The organism is Pseudoalteromonas sp. bablab_jr010 (genome assembly GCF_016464105.1).
GTDB classification, from domain to species: Bacteria; Pseudomonadota; Gammaproteobacteria; order Enterobacterales; family Alteromonadaceae; genus Pseudoalteromonas; species Pseudoalteromonas simplex.
In genome coordinates, this window is the sequence record NZ_JACDWV010000052.1 from 63,787 (window position 1) to 81,107 (window position 17,321).

Annotated in this window: 19 protein-coding genes and 1 tRNA gene; 9 read left to right on the forward strand and 11 right to left on the reverse strand. The window is 40.9% G+C overall.

Features of this window, described 5'->3' with window-relative positions; all coding sequences use genetic code 11:
• Window positions 1-20: 20 nt before the first annotated feature.
• On the reverse strand, window positions 21-497 hold the full coding sequence (locus tag JIG37_RS03245; RefSeq protein WP_166338972.1) for a hypothetical protein: 477 nt from the start codon (window positions 495-497) through the stop codon (window positions 21-23).
• A gap of 39 nt (window positions 498-536) precedes the next feature.
• A complete protein-coding gene (locus JIG37_RS03250; protein WP_166338973.1) occupies window positions 537-1,007 on the reverse strand; it encodes a hypothetical protein in 471 nt (156 codons plus the stop codon).
• Between the two features lie 367 nt (window positions 1,008-1,374).
• Here JIG37_RS03250 and JIG37_RS03255 point away from each other — a divergent pair, with 367 nt between their 5' ends.
• Both JIG37_RS03255 and JIG37_RS03260 read left to right on the forward strand, forming a co-directional pair.
• The gene (locus tag JIG37_RS03255; RefSeq protein WP_244664339.1) at window positions 1,375-2,217 is read left to right on the forward strand and encodes a VOC family protein; all 843 of its coding nucleotides are present in this window, start codon (window positions 1,375-1,377) and stop codon (window positions 2,215-2,217) included.
• Window positions 2,217-2,369 (forward strand): hypothetical protein, encoded by a 153-nt coding sequence (locus JIG37_RS03260; RefSeq protein WP_199528688.1) that lies wholly within the window; start codon window positions 2,217-2,219, stop codon window positions 2,367-2,369. Before JIG37_RS03255 ends, JIG37_RS03260 begins: the two co-directional genes overlap by 1 nt.
• Before the next feature lie 42 nt (window positions 2,370-2,411).
• Here JIG37_RS03260 and JIG37_RS03265 read toward each other — a convergent pair whose 3' ends face one another.
• From JIG37_RS03265 to rlmE, 8 genes are all read right to left on the reverse strand, one after another.
• A complete protein-coding gene (locus JIG37_RS03265) occupies window positions 2,412-3,356 on the reverse strand; it encodes a general glycosylation pathway protein (RefSeq protein WP_199528689.1) in 945 nt (314 codons plus the stop codon).
• Between the two features lie 197 nt (window positions 3,357-3,553).
• Window positions 3,554-3,638: transfer RNA gene (locus JIG37_RS03270), tRNA-Leu, on the reverse strand.
• 76 nt (window positions 3,639-3,714) lie between these two features.
• Window positions 3,715-4,062, reverse strand: coding sequence for a preprotein translocase subunit SecG (secG, locus tag JIG37_RS03275; protein WP_054551698.1), 348 nt, complete (start codon window positions 4,060-4,062; stop codon window positions 3,715-3,717).
• Window position 4,063: 1 nt separating this feature from the next.
• On the reverse strand, window positions 4,064-4,813 hold the full coding sequence (tpiA, locus tag JIG37_RS03280; RefSeq protein WP_054551699.1) for a triose-phosphate isomerase: 750 nt from the start codon (window positions 4,811-4,813) through the stop codon (window positions 4,064-4,066).
• A gap of 69 nt (window positions 4,814-4,882) precedes the next feature.
• Window positions 4,883-6,238, reverse strand: coding sequence for a phosphoglucosamine mutase (gene glmM, locus JIG37_RS03285; RefSeq protein ID WP_054551700.1), 1,356 nt, complete (start codon window positions 6,236-6,238; stop codon window positions 4,883-4,885).
• Window positions 6,231-7,079, reverse strand: coding sequence for a dihydropteroate synthase (gene folP, locus JIG37_RS03290; protein WP_199528690.1), 849 nt, complete (start codon window positions 7,077-7,079; stop codon window positions 6,231-6,233). Before folP ends, glmM begins: the two co-directional genes overlap by 8 nt.
• Window positions 7,080-7,193: 114 nt before the next feature.
• Entirely contained in the window at window positions 7,194-9,131 is a 1,938-nt protein-coding gene (ftsH, locus tag JIG37_RS03295) for an ATP-dependent zinc metalloprotease FtsH (RefSeq protein WP_244664340.1), read from the reverse strand.
• 66 nt (window positions 9,132-9,197) lie between these two features.
• On the reverse strand, window positions 9,198-9,827 hold the full coding sequence (gene rlmE, locus JIG37_RS03300; RefSeq protein WP_054551703.1) for a 23S rRNA (uridine(2552)-2'-O)-methyltransferase RlmE: 630 nt from the start codon (window positions 9,825-9,827) through the stop codon (window positions 9,198-9,200).
• An 89-nt stretch (window positions 9,828-9,916) separates the two neighbouring features.
• On the opposite strand from rlmE, the gene yhbY reads away from it, so the two are divergent.
• Entirely contained in the window at window positions 9,917-10,213 is a 297-nt protein-coding gene (yhbY, locus tag JIG37_RS03305) for a ribosome assembly RNA-binding protein YhbY (RefSeq protein ID WP_054551950.1), read from the forward strand.
• Between the two features lie 106 nt (window positions 10,214-10,319).
• Here yhbY and JIG37_RS03310 read toward each other — a convergent pair whose 3' ends face one another.
• Complete coding sequence (locus JIG37_RS03310; protein ID WP_199528692.1) at window positions 10,320-11,468, reverse strand: serine hydrolase domain-containing protein; 1,149 nt, start codon at window positions 11,466-11,468, stop codon at window positions 10,320-10,322.
• 115 nt (window positions 11,469-11,583) lie between these two features.
• On the opposite strand from JIG37_RS03310, the gene JIG37_RS03315 reads away from it, so the two are divergent.
• The 6 genes from JIG37_RS03315 (at window position 11,584) to JIG37_RS03340 (ending at window position 17,321) form a co-directional block, all read left to right on the forward strand.
• Complete coding sequence (locus JIG37_RS03315; protein ID WP_166338987.1) at window positions 11,584-12,390, forward strand: hypothetical protein; 807 nt, start codon at window positions 11,584-11,586, stop codon at window positions 12,388-12,390.
• 163 nt (window positions 12,391-12,553) lie between these two features.
• Complete coding sequence (locus JIG37_RS03320; protein WP_166338989.1) at window positions 12,554-13,393, forward strand: MipA/OmpV family protein; 840 nt, start codon at window positions 12,554-12,556, stop codon at window positions 13,391-13,393.
• Window positions 13,383-13,772 (forward strand): DUF3019 domain-containing protein, encoded by a 390-nt coding sequence (locus JIG37_RS03325; RefSeq protein WP_138601568.1) that lies wholly within the window; start codon window positions 13,383-13,385, stop codon window positions 13,770-13,772. Before JIG37_RS03320 ends, JIG37_RS03325 begins: the two co-directional genes overlap by 11 nt.
• Window positions 13,773-13,785: 13 nt before the next feature.
• Window positions 13,786-14,493, forward strand: coding sequence for a response regulator transcription factor (locus JIG37_RS03330; protein ID WP_054551708.1), 708 nt, complete (start codon window positions 13,786-13,788; stop codon window positions 14,491-14,493).
• Window positions 14,494-14,505: 12 nt separating this feature from the next.
• Window positions 14,506-15,795 (forward strand): ATP-binding protein, encoded by a 1,290-nt coding sequence (locus tag JIG37_RS03335; RefSeq protein WP_187490110.1) that lies wholly within the window; start codon window positions 14,506-14,508, stop codon window positions 15,793-15,795.
• A gap of 173 nt (window positions 15,796-15,968) precedes the next feature.
• Window positions 15,969-17,321 (forward strand): sodium-dependent transporter, encoded by a 1,353-nt coding sequence (locus JIG37_RS03340; protein ID WP_054551710.1) that lies wholly within the window; start codon window positions 15,969-15,971, stop codon window positions 17,319-17,321.

Sequence of the window (17,321 nt, forward strand, 5' to 3'; positions counted from 1 at the left end):
AGCTGCCCTAATCAATCATATTAGTTAGCGGTAATTGCTAACATTAAAGTATCTGCATAAGTGCCTGCAAATACCGGGTCCTCTGTAACCGTTAATTCAATAGTGCCTGCAATACCACCGGTTGCTAATGCCACTGAACCAGGTTGACTTTGCTCAACACTTTGGTCGTTAATCCCGTTATCAGCGGTTAGTGTGAAAGAGAAAGGATTTGCATTTAACTCTGCTGTGTAACCAACGCCTTGGTCCTCTTGGTCTGCATTTTGAAGATGTCCTTCAGCTGTGGTTAGCGACATTGTCGCACCATCAGCATCGTTACACTGCAAATCAAAGTTGATCATTTTAGTTTGGTCTTTGGCAAGAGCCGGAAAATAAGCGGTTGTGTTGATATTGCTTACTTCACAAATAGATGCGACCGAACCGCCCACATTTAAGTTTTCAGCGAATGCTGCACCTGAAGTTAAAACTGCAATAGCTGTTAGTGTCATTAACTTTTTCATTACTTTATTCCTTATCCGTGTTTTAAAAGTTTTCACTACTTACCTAATCCCGCCAGATACGGAAGAAGGTGTCATATTGATACGCAAGATGTCCCTATACTCTCCTGCATACACTAAAGGTTCTATAAGCTCTAACTGTAATTTTATCTCCTGCTGAAATACAATTTCGTCAACGAAGAACTGATGTGTATCTATTAGTTTGTTTGCTCTGAAAGAGTTATCTAACTGGGCACCTTCAATAGATATATCCACTTTATAATCTTTGACTAATGTACTTTGCTGATGAAGTAAACCACCATATTCAGAGTGCAAAGACACTTGTATTGGTGTATTACAGTTAACAACCAGCTCTGTATTAGCAAATCCGCTATCTGAAAACCAAAGCTCTGTTGAGTTAGCACTAAAGCCACATTTAGCTTTAATTTCTCCTACAAGTGATAAATGAGCTTCATCAGAGGCAAAACATCTTATACACATTAGTAAAATCAACAAAATCGCAGTAATTTTCATAACTAGTCATATTCCTTATGAACTAACTTGTTAATACATCTAAAGCATATAAGAGAATTTTATTTTACTAGGTTGCTTTTTGTTTAACCCTACACAAAAATATTTTTTAGAGTTTACTCGCAGCATTTAGAATCTAAACATTATTATTTTCAATAATAAAAAAATTCTATTTGAAATAAATATTTAAAATATCCATCATTTTAAGAACGCTAAACATTTCACGTAAAAAGTTTCAAAGAGAAAAGAAACTTAAAATAAACGAAAAACTCAAATCTAACTGGTTTTAGTACTCTGCTTAGAAAATTTAAAATTAAAAACTTTTAATAGTCTATGCTTATATTTGACCCCATTTTGCAAGGAGCAAATTTTGAAATTACTCACCCCCTTACGTGCTGCAATTTTAATGGCAGTCGCTGCGGCCTCATTGACCGGATGCCAGCTTACTTCAAGCGAACTACCCGCAATCAGTGATTCAGGAACAAAGAACTCAGGTCACGTAGTGTGGCATGATTTGATCACACCTAATTTGGCACAATCTCAAGCATTTTATGCCAGCGTGTTTGGATGGCAATTTCAAGCCGTTAACGACAGCTACACGCTGGCATCATTAGATGGAAAATTAATTGCTGGTATGGCAGAGCTTGATAATAAACAAAATGCCAGCCATTGGCTGAGCCTTATCAGTAGTAAAGACATCGCTGGCGTTAGTGAAAAAACTATCAAAGCCGGAGGTAAAGTCTTAGTAAGCAGTACCGAAATTAAAGGCCGTGGCACTATTGCTGTATTAGAAGACCCCCAAGGGGCTGTTTTTTCACTGATCAATACAGTTAGTGGTGACCCTGAAACTCAGCAAACTGATAACGGCTGGATTTGGCAAGAAGTATGGAGTGATAACCCAGAGCAGAGCAAAGCCTTTTACCAATCACTTGGTAATTATTCAGCACAAAGTAAACCGCTTAATAATGGCAATTACAGTTACTTAGCCTTAAATGGCAAACCTGCGATTGGCTTTGTAAAAAAACCAGATGCCGAGATAGGTAACACATGGGTGAATTACATTAAAGTAGCCGATGTTGACGCTACCCTATTAAAAGTAACCACCGCAGGCGGCATAGTTCTAATGGCACCAAATGACAAAGTACGAAGTGGCAGCGTCGCCATTATTCGTGATCCAGCGGGTGCTGGTATTGTAATTCAGGAGCAAATGTAATGAATAAAAAAATGATTCGCTTAGTTGCTCTTGCAACTGCAATGTTAGCTTTAAATGCCTGCACCCCCTATGCAAGCCTAGATATTAATGCGCCGTTTAAAGTAGGCCCTGTGTACGTTAACCCGAGTATTGGCATTGGCGGTACACTTTAATCAATTTCAGGGCGCTGCGCTTTAAACAAAGCGCCCTATTCATTAATGTTTTACTTTTAAGCGTTGCACCTGTGTCAGCACATCTTCAGCCTTGGCGCCTAGGAAAACGTAAATTGCCAGTGCAATCAACAGACCTACCACAGCAAACATCATCAATACAGCAGGTATAACGTACTCTGTTTGCCCGAGTGCAGCTTTAAACATGGTTAGTAAGGCTTCTATCGATACTGCAATCAAAATTGTTGAAATAAAACGTGTGATCGTACGTCTTGTTGAGCTGTGGCGAAAAATATCCTTATGCATGAGGATTTCTTCTTCTAGAATGGTTTTGCCTAAATCAAAAATGGCCAACGCTAAAGTAACAAAGATAATAATGGTAAATGGTTTAAGCGGATCTGACTGAGTGTCTTCGCTTATGACTAAATCCACCATTCCAGCAAACACTTTATATAACAGGTAAAGCACCAAACAGAACAAGCAAGCGACAATTAAGCCATAACCTACCTTAAAGTAAGGGGTCATTCTGGCTCGCTTGGTGTCTCCCATAATAAATTCAATCAGCTCTGTTAAACACACATCGATAACCAAAAACTGCTGTTCATCGTTGCTTGAAGGGATTGTTTTGATCACTGAGATACAAAGGTGCTTAGTCGCAGTCGAAATATATGGCGAAGTAAAATGCGGCACGGGTGTTGACGAAGCGAGTAAAAAATAAGGCCGAGCACTTAAGTCCTGCCCAGCCCCAATATGACCCAGTTTCTTGTTGTACTGACGCTTAAAGCAGACATTGTCACCTTGTTGAATGCCTTGTTCATTCAAGCAATATTGCAATTCTAGAAATGGATATTGATTGACAAGCTGTTGATACGCTTGCTTGTTAGTCAATGATGCCTGAACACTGGCAAGTATAGAAAGAAGCAGTTCATGAATGAGCTGTTGTTGCTCTTCATAGCGTTCTATAGCACTTAAATAACTCATTCTGGCCATCTTGCTTCCTCAAAGTAGTGATATCAACTCTAGTTAAGCAAGGAAGACTCCAATTTTTATTTCAATTAATAATCAATTAGTTAATTTCGTGCACGGGAATGACATTAGAATAAAAGCACTATAAAGGTGCGCATTTTATTTTAGGAAGCACTAAAACGAAAAAAGCTGTAACTCAGTGAGTTACAGCTTTTTAATTTTGGTGCGGATGGGGGGACTTGAACCCCCACGGCCGAAGCCACCACCCCCTCAAGATGGCGTGTCTACCAATTCCACCACATCCGCATGCAATTCTGTATGTTGTTAAGCTTTAAGTTTACTTGAGGAATGAAAACTGCTTAACGCTAATTAGCAAAGCTAATTAGTTAGGTACGTCAGACGTTTTATCTTCTGTCGCAGGCACATCAGATTGTGCTGGCGTTACAGTTTCAACAGCTGGCGCAGCTTCTAGGTTTTCCCACTCATCAGTCTTTTTGATTTGACCTGCAGTAAGGTTACCTAGAACAATACTTAGTACGAAGAAGATCGTTGCTAAGATTGTTGTTGTTTTAGTCATGAAGTTACCAGCACCTGATGAGCCAAACACGGTACCAGAAGCGCCAGCACCAAATGATGAACCCATATCTGCGCCTTTACCTTGTTGGATTAAAACCATACCAACTAATGCTAAAGCAACAATTAAATAAACTACTAATAAAATTTCGTACATCTTATACGGTCCCTTTTGCACTTTCACAGATAGCAGTAAATGAATCTGCTTTAAGACTGGCACCACCAATAAGGCCGCCGTCTATATCTGGTTGTGCAAATAATAATTCGCTATTTTTTTCATTCACGCTACCACCATATAAGATGGTTAATTGCTGTGCTACATCGCTATCCGAAGAAGCAATCTTCTCGCGGATAAACTTGTGCACGGCTTGCGCTTGCTCAGGAGAGGCAGTCTTACCTGTGCCAATGGCCCAAACGGGCTCGTATGCTACCACAGAATTCTTCAGTGCTGCTACACCTAATTTGCTAATTACAGCATCAATTTGAGCTGCAACCACTAATTCAGTTTCGTTTGCTTCACGTTGCTGCTCGCTTTCACCCACACATAGGATAGGAGTTAAGCCAACTTGTTGTGCTCGCGCAAACTTATCTGCAACAACGTCATCTGACTCACCGTAAATGCTACGACGTTCAGAATGGCCAACTAACGTATAAGCTGCGCCTAGGTCTTTGACTAGCTGAGCATCTACTTCACCCGTAAATGCGCCTGCTTGATTTTCAGAGACTGTTTGCGAACCAAACGTGACGTTTTGTTGCTGCAAAGAACTCAACAATGGGAATGGTGGAAACACCACTATATCCAGTTCATCCGTTTGAACATTTTTAATAGCAGTTGATAACTGTTCAACAAGCTCTAAAGAGCCGTTCATTTTCCAATTACCTGCGACCATCGGCTTACGTGTTGCCATTATTCCACTCCACATTTGAAAGCGGGCAAGATACTAACTCGACTTGCCCGAAGTTACAAGAGGTTATTGTTATGCCTCGGTTTGTTTGCTCACAGTTTCGACAACTTCAGCTATTTTGCGAGCACTATCAAGTACAACTTTTTCTTGCTCAGCTTCAACCATTACTCGAACAACAGGCTCTGTACCTGATTTTCGAAGTAATACTCGGCCTGTATCACCTAATTGCTCTTCAACATGCGCTACCATCTCAACTACAGCTTGATCTTGCGTTGGATCGGTACCTTGTGGGTAGCGAACATTGATCATTTTCATTGGGTACTTTGTAAAACCTGCCCCTAAGTCTTGCAACGTTTTATTCTGTGCAACCATTGCCGCTAACACTTGCAAGCTTGAGATAATGCCGTCACCCGTGCTGATTAAATCAAGATTTAATACATGGCCTGAGCTCTCACCACCGATTTTCCAGCCATTTTCTTGCAGTAGTTCCATCACGTAGCGGTCGCCTACTTTACTACGAGCAAAGCCAATACCGCGCGCTTTTAATGCATTTTCAAGGCCCATGTTAGACATAACAGTGCCAACAACACCCCCACCTAAAATATCGTCATTAGCGGCTTGGCAAGCAATGATATAAACAATGTCATCACCATCAAATACACGACCATTGTGGTCAACCATCATTACTCGGTCACCATCACCATCGTAGGCAATACCAACATCAGCATTGTGTTCTAATACTTTGCGTTTAAGCGTTTCAACATGGGTTGCACCACACTCTAGGTTGATATTTACCCCGTTTGGCTCACAAGCATGACAGATAACGTCAGCACCTAACTCACGCATTACTGACGGTGCAATGTGGTATGTAGCACCATTTGCGCAATCGAGAACAATTTTTAAGCCTTCAAGCGATAAACCTTGTGGGAATTGGCTCTTACAAAACTCAATGTAGCGACCATCAGCCGTTTCTAAGCGACGGGCCTTACCAAGCTTGTCAGAGGCAACGCAGGTCATTGGCTCATCCATCATAGCTTCAATTTCAAGCTCAACATCATCTGGTAATTTTAAGCCTCTGCTTGAAAAGAATTTAATTCCGTTATCATGGTAAGGGTTATGAGATGCACTAATTACAATACCCGCTTCAGCACGGAACGTTTGCGTAAGATATGCAACCGCCGGCGTTGGCATTGGGCCTAATAAAACAACATCGATACCAGCAGCAATTAAGCCTGCTTCAAGTGAGGTTTCGAGCATGTAGCCAGAAATACGGGTGTCTTTACCAATAATGACTTTTTTGGTGCCAATTTTCGATAATACACGGCCTGCAGCCCAACCAAGCTTTAGGGCAAACTCTGGAGTGATTGGAAATTCACCAACCATGCCACGTACACCGTCCGTGCCAAAATATTTTCTTGTTTTACTCATTTGTAATTCCTTTAATACATGCTTGCCAAACGCTAAGCACATCAACTGTTTCTTGTACGTCATGAACGCGAATGATTTTTGCACCGTTTTGTGCTGCTATCAGCGCGCCTGCAAGGCTTCCCGCTAAGCGTTCATTGGTATCTCTATTTAATAAGTTACCGATCATTGATTTACGAGATAATCCCGCAAGAACCGGTAATTTGAATTGGTTAAATACATCAAACTTATTTAAGATTTGGTAATTATGAGTCAGTGTTTTACCAAAGCCAAAACCTGGATCTAAAATAATACGTTCAGACTGAATGCCCGCTTTCTCACATGCGCCTAAACGCTCTGCAAAGAATTCGTTAATATCAGCAAATAAATCATCATAATGTGGGTTACTTTGCATCGTACGAGGCTGACCTTGCATATGCATTAAACAAATTGCCACCTCAGGGTATTGTGCTAATACCTCTATTGCCCCTGGCTCTTGCAAAGCTCTGACATCATTAATGATATCAGCCCCTGCAATTATCGCTTGGCGCATTACCTCACTTTTGCTGGTATCAATAGAAATAATACAGTCGCTGGATGCTCTTAGCGCTTTAACTAAAGGAATAACGCGATCAAGCTCATCCTCAAGAGATACATCAGGTGCCCCAGGGCGGGTTGACTCACCACCTATATCAATTATTTTTGCGCCTTGATTTAATAACGTTTTAGCTTGTTTGACAGCGCTGTCGAGTTGGCAATAACTACCACCATCAGAGAATGAATCAGGAGTGACATTTAAAATCCCCATAACAACAGGGGAATCGAGGCGTAAAATGCGACCTCGCGGTAATTTAAGAGCGGTCATTTTTACTTAAACTTCCATGCATTTGCTTCACTGGACTACACTGGAATAGTGAGCCAATTTTATGCTACAAAAAAGCCCCGGCATCCGGGGCTTTTGCTTTTTATATTCTAGCGATTATTCAGCTTTGTCATCAAGGCTTGTTTCATCCTTTTTTACTGAATCATCAGATTTAGTTTCATTAACTACAGACTCAGCTTTCGCACTCGGCTTTTTATCGTCTGAACGGCGGTCATGAACATCACGTGGCTCACGTACAGGCTGACGTGCCATTAAGTCATCAATTTGACCCGCATCGATCGTCTCATACTTCATGAGTGCATCTTTCATTGCATGTAAGATATCAATGTTATCTTTAAGGATTTGCTCTGCACGTTGATAGTTACGGTCTGAGAATAAACGAACTTCGCTGTCGATAACTTTTGCTGTTTCATCAGACATGCTCATAGCACGGCTACCGCCGCCACCCATGTACATTTCGTTTTGATCTTCAGCGTAAAGTAACGGACCAAGTTTTTCACTTAGACCCCATTGGGTAACCATTTTACGAGCAATATCGGTTGCACGCTCAATATCGTTACTTGCACCAGTTGTCACTTTATCTTCACCGTAGATAAGTGCTTCAGCGATACGACCACCGTAAAGACTCGAGATCATTGACTCTAATAGCTCTTTTGAATGGCTTACACGATCTTGCTCAGGCAGGTACATAGTGACACCTAAAGCACGACCACGAGGAATGATAGACACTTTATATACTGGATCATGTTCAGGCACCATGCGACCAACAATCGCGTGGCCCGCTTCATGGTAAGCAGTCATTTCTTTTTCCTGCTCACTCATCACCATGGTCTTGCGCTCTGCGCCCATCATGATTTTATCTTTTGCAGCGTCAAATTCTGCCATGCTTACAACGCGTTTGTTACCACGAGCTGCATATAACGCGGCTTCGTTAACTAAGTTTGCAAGGTCAGCACCAGAGAAACCAGGTGTACCACGTGCAATTACCGCAGCTTCAACGTTGTCACCTAATGGCACTTTACGCATGTGAACTTTAAGGATTTGTTCACGGCCTCGAATATCAGGAAGACCAACAACAACTTGACGGTCAAAACGGCCAGGACGTAATAACGCAGGGTCTAATACATCAGGGCGGTTCGTTGCAGCGATAACGATAATACCTTCATTACCTTCAAAGCCGTCCATTTCAACAAGCATTTGGTTAAGTGTTTGCTCACGCTCATCGTGGCCACCACCCATGCCAGCGCCACGTTTACGGCCTACTGCATCGATTTCATCAATAAAGATGATACAAGGTGCTGCTTTTTTAGCTTGCTCGAACATGTCACGTACACGTGATGCACCAACACCAACAAACATTTCTACGAAATCAGAGCCTGAAATTGTGAAAAACGGCACTTTAGCTTCACCAGCTACCGCTTTAGCTAGTAATGTTTTACCTGTACCAGGAGGACCAACCATCAACACACCTTTCGGGATGCTACCACCTAGCTTTTGGAATTTTGATGGGTCACGTAAGAAGTCTACAAGTTCAGTGACATCTTCTTTCGCTTCGTCACAACCAGCAACATCAGCAAACGTTGTTTTAACTTGGTCTTCACTCATCAGGCGCGCTTTACTCTTACCGAAAGACATCGCGCCTTTACCGCCACCACCTTGCATTTGACGCATGAAGAAAATCCACACACCAATAAGCAGTAACATCGGGAACCAAGAGATTAAAATGCTGGCGAGGAATGACTGCTCTTCTGGCTTAACGCCTTTGACATTAACGTTGCTTTTTAAAAGATCATTCAAGATGTCTTTATCATACATAGGCATGATGGTTTGAAAGCGCTCACCATTTGTTTTAGTACCAGTAATCGTACCTGTGGTGCTTTCAATTGAGACTTCTTGGATAGCGCCACTGCGAGCGTCGCTAACAAATTGAGTGTAACTTGTTTGGCGATCTGCCTGATCACCACCATTAAAGCTCTGGAACACTGACATTAGCACTACTGCAATGACCAGCCAGAGTATTAGATTTTTCGCCATATCGCTCAAGGAGTTAACCTCTTGTATCCAATTAATTTAAATTCAACTTAACGCAGCACAACTGTACTACAGTTTGTAACCTGTCGCCACTATATATACTTCCCGAGAGCGGGCACGTGACGCATCGGGCTTTCTAATTTTAACTGCTTTAAAGCTATTACGTACTTCTTGTAAGTATTGATCAAATCCTTCACCTTGGAAGACTTTGACACAAAACGCACCATTTTTCTTTAAAACTTGGTGGCACATATCTAATGCTAATTCGACTAAATACATACTACCCGCTTGGTCCACTGATGTATTACCACTCATATTGGGTGCCATATCAGAAAAAACTACATCAACATTTTTTCCGTCAATACGTGTTAATAGTGCATCAAGTACCGCTTCTTCACGAAAGTCACCTTGCAAGAAATCAACACCTGCTAAGGAATCCATAGGCAAGATATCACAAGCAATAACCTGACCTTTATCACCAACCTTTTCAGCTAAATACTGTGACCAACTTCCTGGCGCAGCACCTAAATCAACCACCGTCATCGATGGTTTGATTAATTTATCTTTGTTTTGAATTTCGTCTAATTTGAATACCGCACGAGAGCGCCAACCTTTCTTTTGCGCTTCGTGAACATAAGGATCGTCAAAATGTTCCTTCAGCCAACGCTTAGAACTGGCTGAATGTTTTTTATTTGCCATAAAATTAATACGTAACTAATTAGTAATATTCTCTAGATGGCGTTAGAATACCCTTAATTCAAGCCATATTCAGCAAAATTTGTAACATGATGAAATTATCGAACAAACAAAAGCAGTTTTTAAAAGGCCAAGCGCACAGTTTAAAACCTGTTGTATTACTTGGTGCAAACGGATTAACCGAAGGCGTTTTAGTTGAAATCGAAAGCGCTCTTGAAATCCATGAGTTAATCAAAGTTAAAGTTCCTACAGATGAACGTGAAACTAAAACATTGATTTTTGATGCAATTGTTCGCGAGACAGGCGCAACAAAACTACAAACAATTGGTCATACAATTGTACTGTATCGTCAAAGCGAAGAGAAAAAGATTCAATTACCGCGCGGTTAATCCTGCCTTGTGGAGTTTCGAATCAGAAAAAGCCAGCAAATTTGCTGGCTTTTTTGTAGGCAAAAATAATTTTCCATTAATTTGTAACTAAACTTTTTTACCTAAGCTATTTTTGCTCTCGCGTGAATTTAAGAACCCGATTGATAAACTCGGTAGTAAGCTCGTTAATTAACCCAGTTTCGGCATTAAGAACTAAGCTAAACCCGATGTTTAGATGCGGAAATACAACAATATCGCTGCGATAACCTTGTACCCAACCGCTATGGTAGTAAAGCACTTCATCATCATAATCATAAACACGCCAACCTAATCCATAATAAGCATCTTTTACATGTTCACGCCAAACCCTACGACGAGTTTCTTTTTTAGTATGTGTGTAAGGGCGGGTTTGTTTGATCAATGCCTCGAGTGGTAATACGTCAGGGTATTGCCCTAACTGTGCATTCAACCAAATCGCCATGTCATTTGCGCTGGCGTTCACTCCTGCAGCCGCAGGCACTTTATAATAGTTTTTCTTCAAGCGTGATGTATACCATCGTTTTCTGCCGCGCACATGAGGGTGAGCATAATTATCATCTTTCACCATCCCCTCAAAACCAACACTCGCATCCGCCATTTTTAATGGTGCAAAAATATACTCCGAAATCCAGTGTGAGTAATCCATCTGTGTTGATTGATAAATCACAGAATCAATCAAGCTAAACATCACATTTTGATAACCGTAACATTCACTTGGTTTGCAGATAGGCTCAACAGTCAATAGCCGCTCGACAATGTCTGGGTAGCTCATACGCGACTCAATTAGGTTATCGTATGCGTTAGGTACCAAGCCACTAGAGTGACTCAATATGTGATAAATTTTTAAGTCATCTTTATAAGCAGTATTAGCAAAAGCAGGAATAAACTTACTGATAGGGTCATCAATATTAAACTCCCCTTGTGCTGCCAGTTTTGCGGTTAATGAACCCGCAAAGGTTTTTGAGACGGATGCCAATCGAAAGCGGGTATGTTTATCGACTCTGCGGCCTTTTTCTATTTTTGTTCGACCAATACCGTTAATAAAATCATCATGACCAATATTTACAATTGCCAATGAGCCACCTGGGATCCCTTTACTTTTTAGTTTTCGGGTGAGGTGTTTATTATAATCAGTAACGAATGTTTGCCATTGCTTATCACTCGAAGCAGCTTCACCACTAACAAAAAGCAGTGTTAAAGAAAAAAGAAAGGAAATTAAAAATAAGCTGTACTTCATTATTTATTTTTTTAAGTCTGTTTAGGAAGTTTCTTATAACATAATATCATGAACTTTTGCCTCGACTAACGTACAATACGCTTAATCTTAATTATTTATGGGTAGATTATTTTTTATGCGCTTATTCGTGCTTTTATTTTTTGTTTTAATTTCAGTCGGTTGCGCCCTTAAACCAGAGCCAGCGCCGTTACTTACAATGCCAAAAAAACCGAGCTTACAGAGCCAGCGTTTTCAAGTTGAGTATCAAACAGAGCATGCATCACCTAAAGTAAAATCGGTACAACTACCAGCTCATACAGTAAGTAAAAATCAAACCGTCATGATAGTTGCCGACAAAACCAGTGTCACAGATACACTGTACTCTCAACTAACTGAGGCACTTACAGCTAAGCAGTTAAAAGTCGTAGCCGAAGGCGCACAAGCAGATTATACCTTATCTATCCATCAGCTTGATCTGGAGCTTATTGAAGAAACAGAATACCAATTGGTGAAACCCAAAAAGCCACTTTCTTTATTCGATGAAGTCGCCAAGCAATACCCTGTTCAACAATGTGCGACTATTTTAGGCCAAGTAAGTATGCGCTTAACTCATAAAAAAACAGGTGATGTCGTGTGGTTTGCAAAATCGTCAATTGATAGCGCAAGCTTTCACCGCGAGCCGCTAATCTACAGCTTTGAGCAACAACAACTAATAAAGAATGAACTTGAAGTAGCCAGTTTTGTGCATGAGCAAAATTCAGAGCAAGCACGTATGGCACGTGTGAATAAAGACGTGACGATACCTGAGTATCAGACCATTACACGCATGGACATGTTAAAAAAAGAACAAGGCCCGTGTACCCGCACTGAAGTTAGTGCTCTTACGCCTATGATGCAATACTATCTTAGCAGTATCTTAATCGATAAAATCAAAGTTCAATAAGTAACTTTCGCTGTTTGTCTGCCCATAGGCAAACAGCGCCCTTCACTATCTCCTCAACATCATTTCATTCGTCTGTTGCTACATTTTTTTACAGATTACAGGAACTCATTAACAATATACTATATGCTATTACCCTTTCTTACAGACAGACAAGGAAGCCACGTTGCGAGCTCAAAGTACCCTATTTTTAATATGTTTAACCTTGCTAAGTACCCCAAGCCTAGCAAGTAATCGCTATTATGCCGACAATACACTAGAGCCTAGCCAAGGGTTCGCGTGGGATTGGGGCATAGGCGCTGGGTATTACATTGAAGACTCGTATCTAATAGGCATGGACTCTTACAATGATGGCTTTGAACCAGATATTCACCTTGCCGTTACTTACAACAATTTTTACCTTGATTATGATCAAAGCCAACTTAGTGGTGGTTTGACTCTGGGTTATAGTGTTATCGACAAATTTGAATGGGGCTTAGACCTAGTAGGCACAAATGTTCAATCTGGTTTTGATGATACAGGCTTAACTTTTTACGGTGACGAAGTCATCGCAGAACTCGAAGGTATAAAAAGCCGTAATTATGATTTTGATGTTGGCCTTCGCCTATCACGCCGTTTCGAAAACTCACAAATCTCATTTGAGTATTTACATGATGTTTCTGGTACCCACAACGGCTGGGTGATGAATTCATTTTTTAGTCAGATTATCCCTTGGCGAAATTGGGAGTTCCGCTCTGGTGTTGGCTTAAGTGCTTACTCTAATGATTTTACTGACTATTACTTTGGAATTTCACCATCAGAATCTTTATTAACACGCCCTGTCTATGATCCTGATACCTCGTACAGTTTAATTTTTGAATTCCATGCTGAATACCCTATAAATAGGCATTGGGTGTTTCTAACTGGCTGGCTTTCAACCTGGTTTTCTAAAGACATTCATCAAAGCCCAATTATTTCGCAAGAGTATCAGCATAAAGCCAAGGTAGGCGTGCGTTATGTTTTTTAAGTATTGTGTAACGTTAACAATATTATTTGCAAAACCCGTGTTTGCCCAAGATCAAGCAAATACAGATAATGCGTTAGTTGCATTGCCTGATACATGCGTAGCCTTACGTGAAGGTAGAAATTGCTTTGCCGAGGTGGATATAACCTGGCAACAACATAATACTGGCAATTACTGCTTACGCAACGCTCAAAGTAAGCACATCATGCAATGCTGGTTAATGCAACAAAAAGGGCTATTTAGATACCAGTTTGATTCTGCTGAAAGTGTTGGTTTCGAGCTAATAAATAGTAATAACGGTAAAGTTGTCGCAAGCACAGAAATACAATTGCAATGGGTCTATAAAAATCGTCAGAAGAAACGACGCTGGCGATTGTTTTAACTAGGAGTGAATAATGGAACATTATGGGACCATCTTATTGGTTGAAGATGATATATCTCTTGCCAACTGGGTTGCAGAATATTTAATCGAACAAGGCTACCAAACAACACTATGTCAACGCGGTGACCAAGTTGTTGAGCAAGTACGTAAAACAAACCCAGACTTGGTTTTGTTAGATATTATGCTACCAGGGCAAGACGGTATTAGTGTGTGCCGTGACTTAAGGCAGTTTTATCAAGCCCCAATTATTATGCTAACCGCTCGTGATGATGAAATGGATGAAGTGATTGGCCTTGAAGTGGGTGCAAGCGATTATATGATGAAGCCCGTTCGTCCCCGTGCATTATTAGCACGTATTAAAGCGGCACTGCGCTCTAAAACTGATACGCAAGAGTCAACAGCCAACTCTGAACTAATAAATGTGGGTAAGTTATCAATTAATACTGAATCACGTACCGTTTACTTGGCAGATGAAGAAGTTCATATTTCAAGTGCTGAATACCTTCTACTCCATTACTTAGCAAGTAATGCAGGCCAAGTTGTATCCCGCGACTCTGTGTTTAAAGCGACGAAAGGTCGAGAGTATGATGGCTTAGACAGAAGTGTGGATGTGCTCATTTCATCGTTACGTAAAAAATTTAATGATGACCCACAACACCCTGAAAAAATTAAAACCATCTGGGGCAAAGGCTATTTACTTGTTGCCACGGCATGGCAATAGCATTGAGCGCCTGTGAAAAAGTTTTATCTTTCGCTACTTGGTAGTGCTTTACTTTCAATCATTGTTTTGGGTTGGCTAATTGATGCTTTCAGTCAGCAAACCCAAGCTCCTCAAGATGTGTTTTCTAGCGAAACACAAATGATTAAAGGGTTTGCAAAACAAATCGCCAAGCTTGACGCTAAACAGCGCGAGCAAGCTATCACGGATATTAATCAAGACTTTGCAGTGCAACTTGAGTATCGCCCGACGCAATCGCTTGCGCTACCTCATTCATTGTTAGCACAAATGACCCAACCTAGCGGTCTGATCCTCGAAGATCAACAAGGCTACTATTTACTTTATAGTGAAGCCGCTTTAGGCACGCACCACTTAAAAATGCGTTTAGATAAAGACTTAACACACGAACAAGGCAACGATGTGTTACTCACCTTGTTGTTCTACGCTGGGTTATGCGTATTTATGGGCTTTATCATTGCGCCACTAGCCAAGCGTTTAACCGTTTTAAACGAAGCAGCAAAACGCTTTGCCAAAGGCGATTTAAAAAGTCGTATTCACTTATCTCATTTTACCTATATCAAAGATGTTGAGCTAACATTCAACCGTATGGCTAGCCAAATCGAAAAACTGCTTGATGAGAATAAGTTGATGGCATCGAGTTTATCTCACGATATTCGCACACCTATCGCCTGCTTGCGGTTTGGTCTTGAAGCAGCGCAAGATTGTAGTAGTGAAGAAAAGCGCCTTGAGTATCTTGCTCGCATGGAAAACGACTTAGATCAAATGGAGTCAATGCTAAAGAGTTATCTGGCATTTGCTACCCTTGAGCAAAAAGCGAATCAATTGACCTTCAATCATTCTGATTTAGAAACCTACATCCTTACACTCATTCATCAAATTGAACCTAAAGTAGAACAACATGGCTTACGCATTAATCACCGCGTTGAAGGCGATGATATTTGTGCTGATTTGCACTGGTTAGCTCGGGCCATTGTTAATTTATTAAGTAATGCTTGCGACTTTGCTGAATCTGAAATTTTACTCAGTGCAACCAGTACCAGTGAACTCGTTACCATAAAGATTGAAGATGACGGCCCGGGTGTCAGCGAACAAAACTGGCAAAAAGTATTTAGTCCATTTTTCCAAGAACAAACACATCGAAATCGGGATGGAGAAAGCTACGGGCTAGGTTTAGCCATTGTCGCTAAAGTTGCTGACTGGCACCACGGCACCGTCAGCGTTACAAAGAGCGAACAGCTCAGAGGCGCGTGTTTTACTCTTTCAATTCAAAATAAAAGCCTTTAAACATGTTTCAATTACGTTAATTGTCTCGTATTGTAGAGAACAATTGCACGAAATGTACGCTGACTTCAAAGATAACAATATATAGAACGAATTTGACCTAGATTAACCCTTTTTATTTAGCGTTAATTAAAGTAGATTGTCAGCGCCGTCACAAATAGAGAAGTAACAACAATATGAGCGCATCACGTGGGGAGTTCAGCTCCCGCTTTGGATTTATTATGGCTGCAGCAGGCTCTGCTGTTGGCTTAGGAAATATTTGGGGTTTCCCAACACAAACTGCAAGTAATGGCGGTGCCGCATTTTTAGTGGCTTATTTAGTGTTAGCATTTTGTCTTGCTTATCCTGCTTTAATGGCTGAGTTAGTGATTGGTCGTCATGGTCAAGCTAATGCAGTTACTTCACTTCGAAAAGTAACAAATCAAGCATGGCAAAAAAAGTTTGCCTTCATAGTTGGCTTTGGCGGTATTATTTGTGCAGGCCTAATCCTAAGCTTCTATGCGATAGTGGCTGGCTGGATGCTGAGCGCTACACTTGAACCCGCAGCACAATTAGTGGGGCAAGAGCAAGCTAGCAGTTGGCTTAGTGAGCAGTCACTATCAAGAAACCTTATATTTACTGCTACATTTATTATTTTAACCGTTGCGATTATCTCTAAAGGCGTCGAAAACGGCATTGAAAAATGGTCGAAGCGCTTAATGCCTGCCCTGTTAGGTATTTTGTTTATGCTGATCATCTATGTAATGACTCAAGATGGCGCAATGGCAGGCCTAAAAGCGTATTTAGTGCCAGACTTTTCATCGATTTTAAACCCTGAGTTATTAGTGAATGCGTTAGGGCAAGCATTTTTCTCACTATCGCTTGGTACCAGCGTAATGATCATCTACGGCTCATACATCAGCAAAAAGGAGAACTTAGTATCGTTAGGCGCTTATGTGACTTTAATCGATGTGTTCATTGCATTTGTTGCCGGTTTACTTATTATTCCTGCGATGTATGTAGCCCAGGCACAAGGTGTTGAGATTTTCTCTGCAGAAGGTGCACTACTTTCAGAAGATACCTTAGTATTCCAAGTGTTACCGGCGCTTTTCACCAGCATGGGTGATGTGGGTATTTTTGTTGGTTTTGCTTTTTTCGCGTTAATGAGTATTGCAGCATTAACGTCATCAATTTCGATGCTAGAAGCACCTGTTTCTTATGCTGTTGAACGTTTTGCGCTAAAGCGAGTACAAGCGACTTGGATCATTGGCGGTATTATTGCCCTTATCAGTTTTACAATTGTCTTTAACCTAGGCACCTTGTTTGGCTTTGTGATCACCTTAACAACTAAGATTGGTCAACCTATTCTAGGCTTAATGTGTTGTATTTTTGTTGGTTGGATTTGGCATCGCGGGTCGTTACTAAAAGAAATTCAACAAGGGTGCCCAGAAGCTGCTAGTAGTTTCTTTTGGAAAGTATGGCCATGGTATATCAAGTTTATTTGCCCACTCGCCATTGCACTCGTATTCGCTAACTCTTTGTTAAGCTAG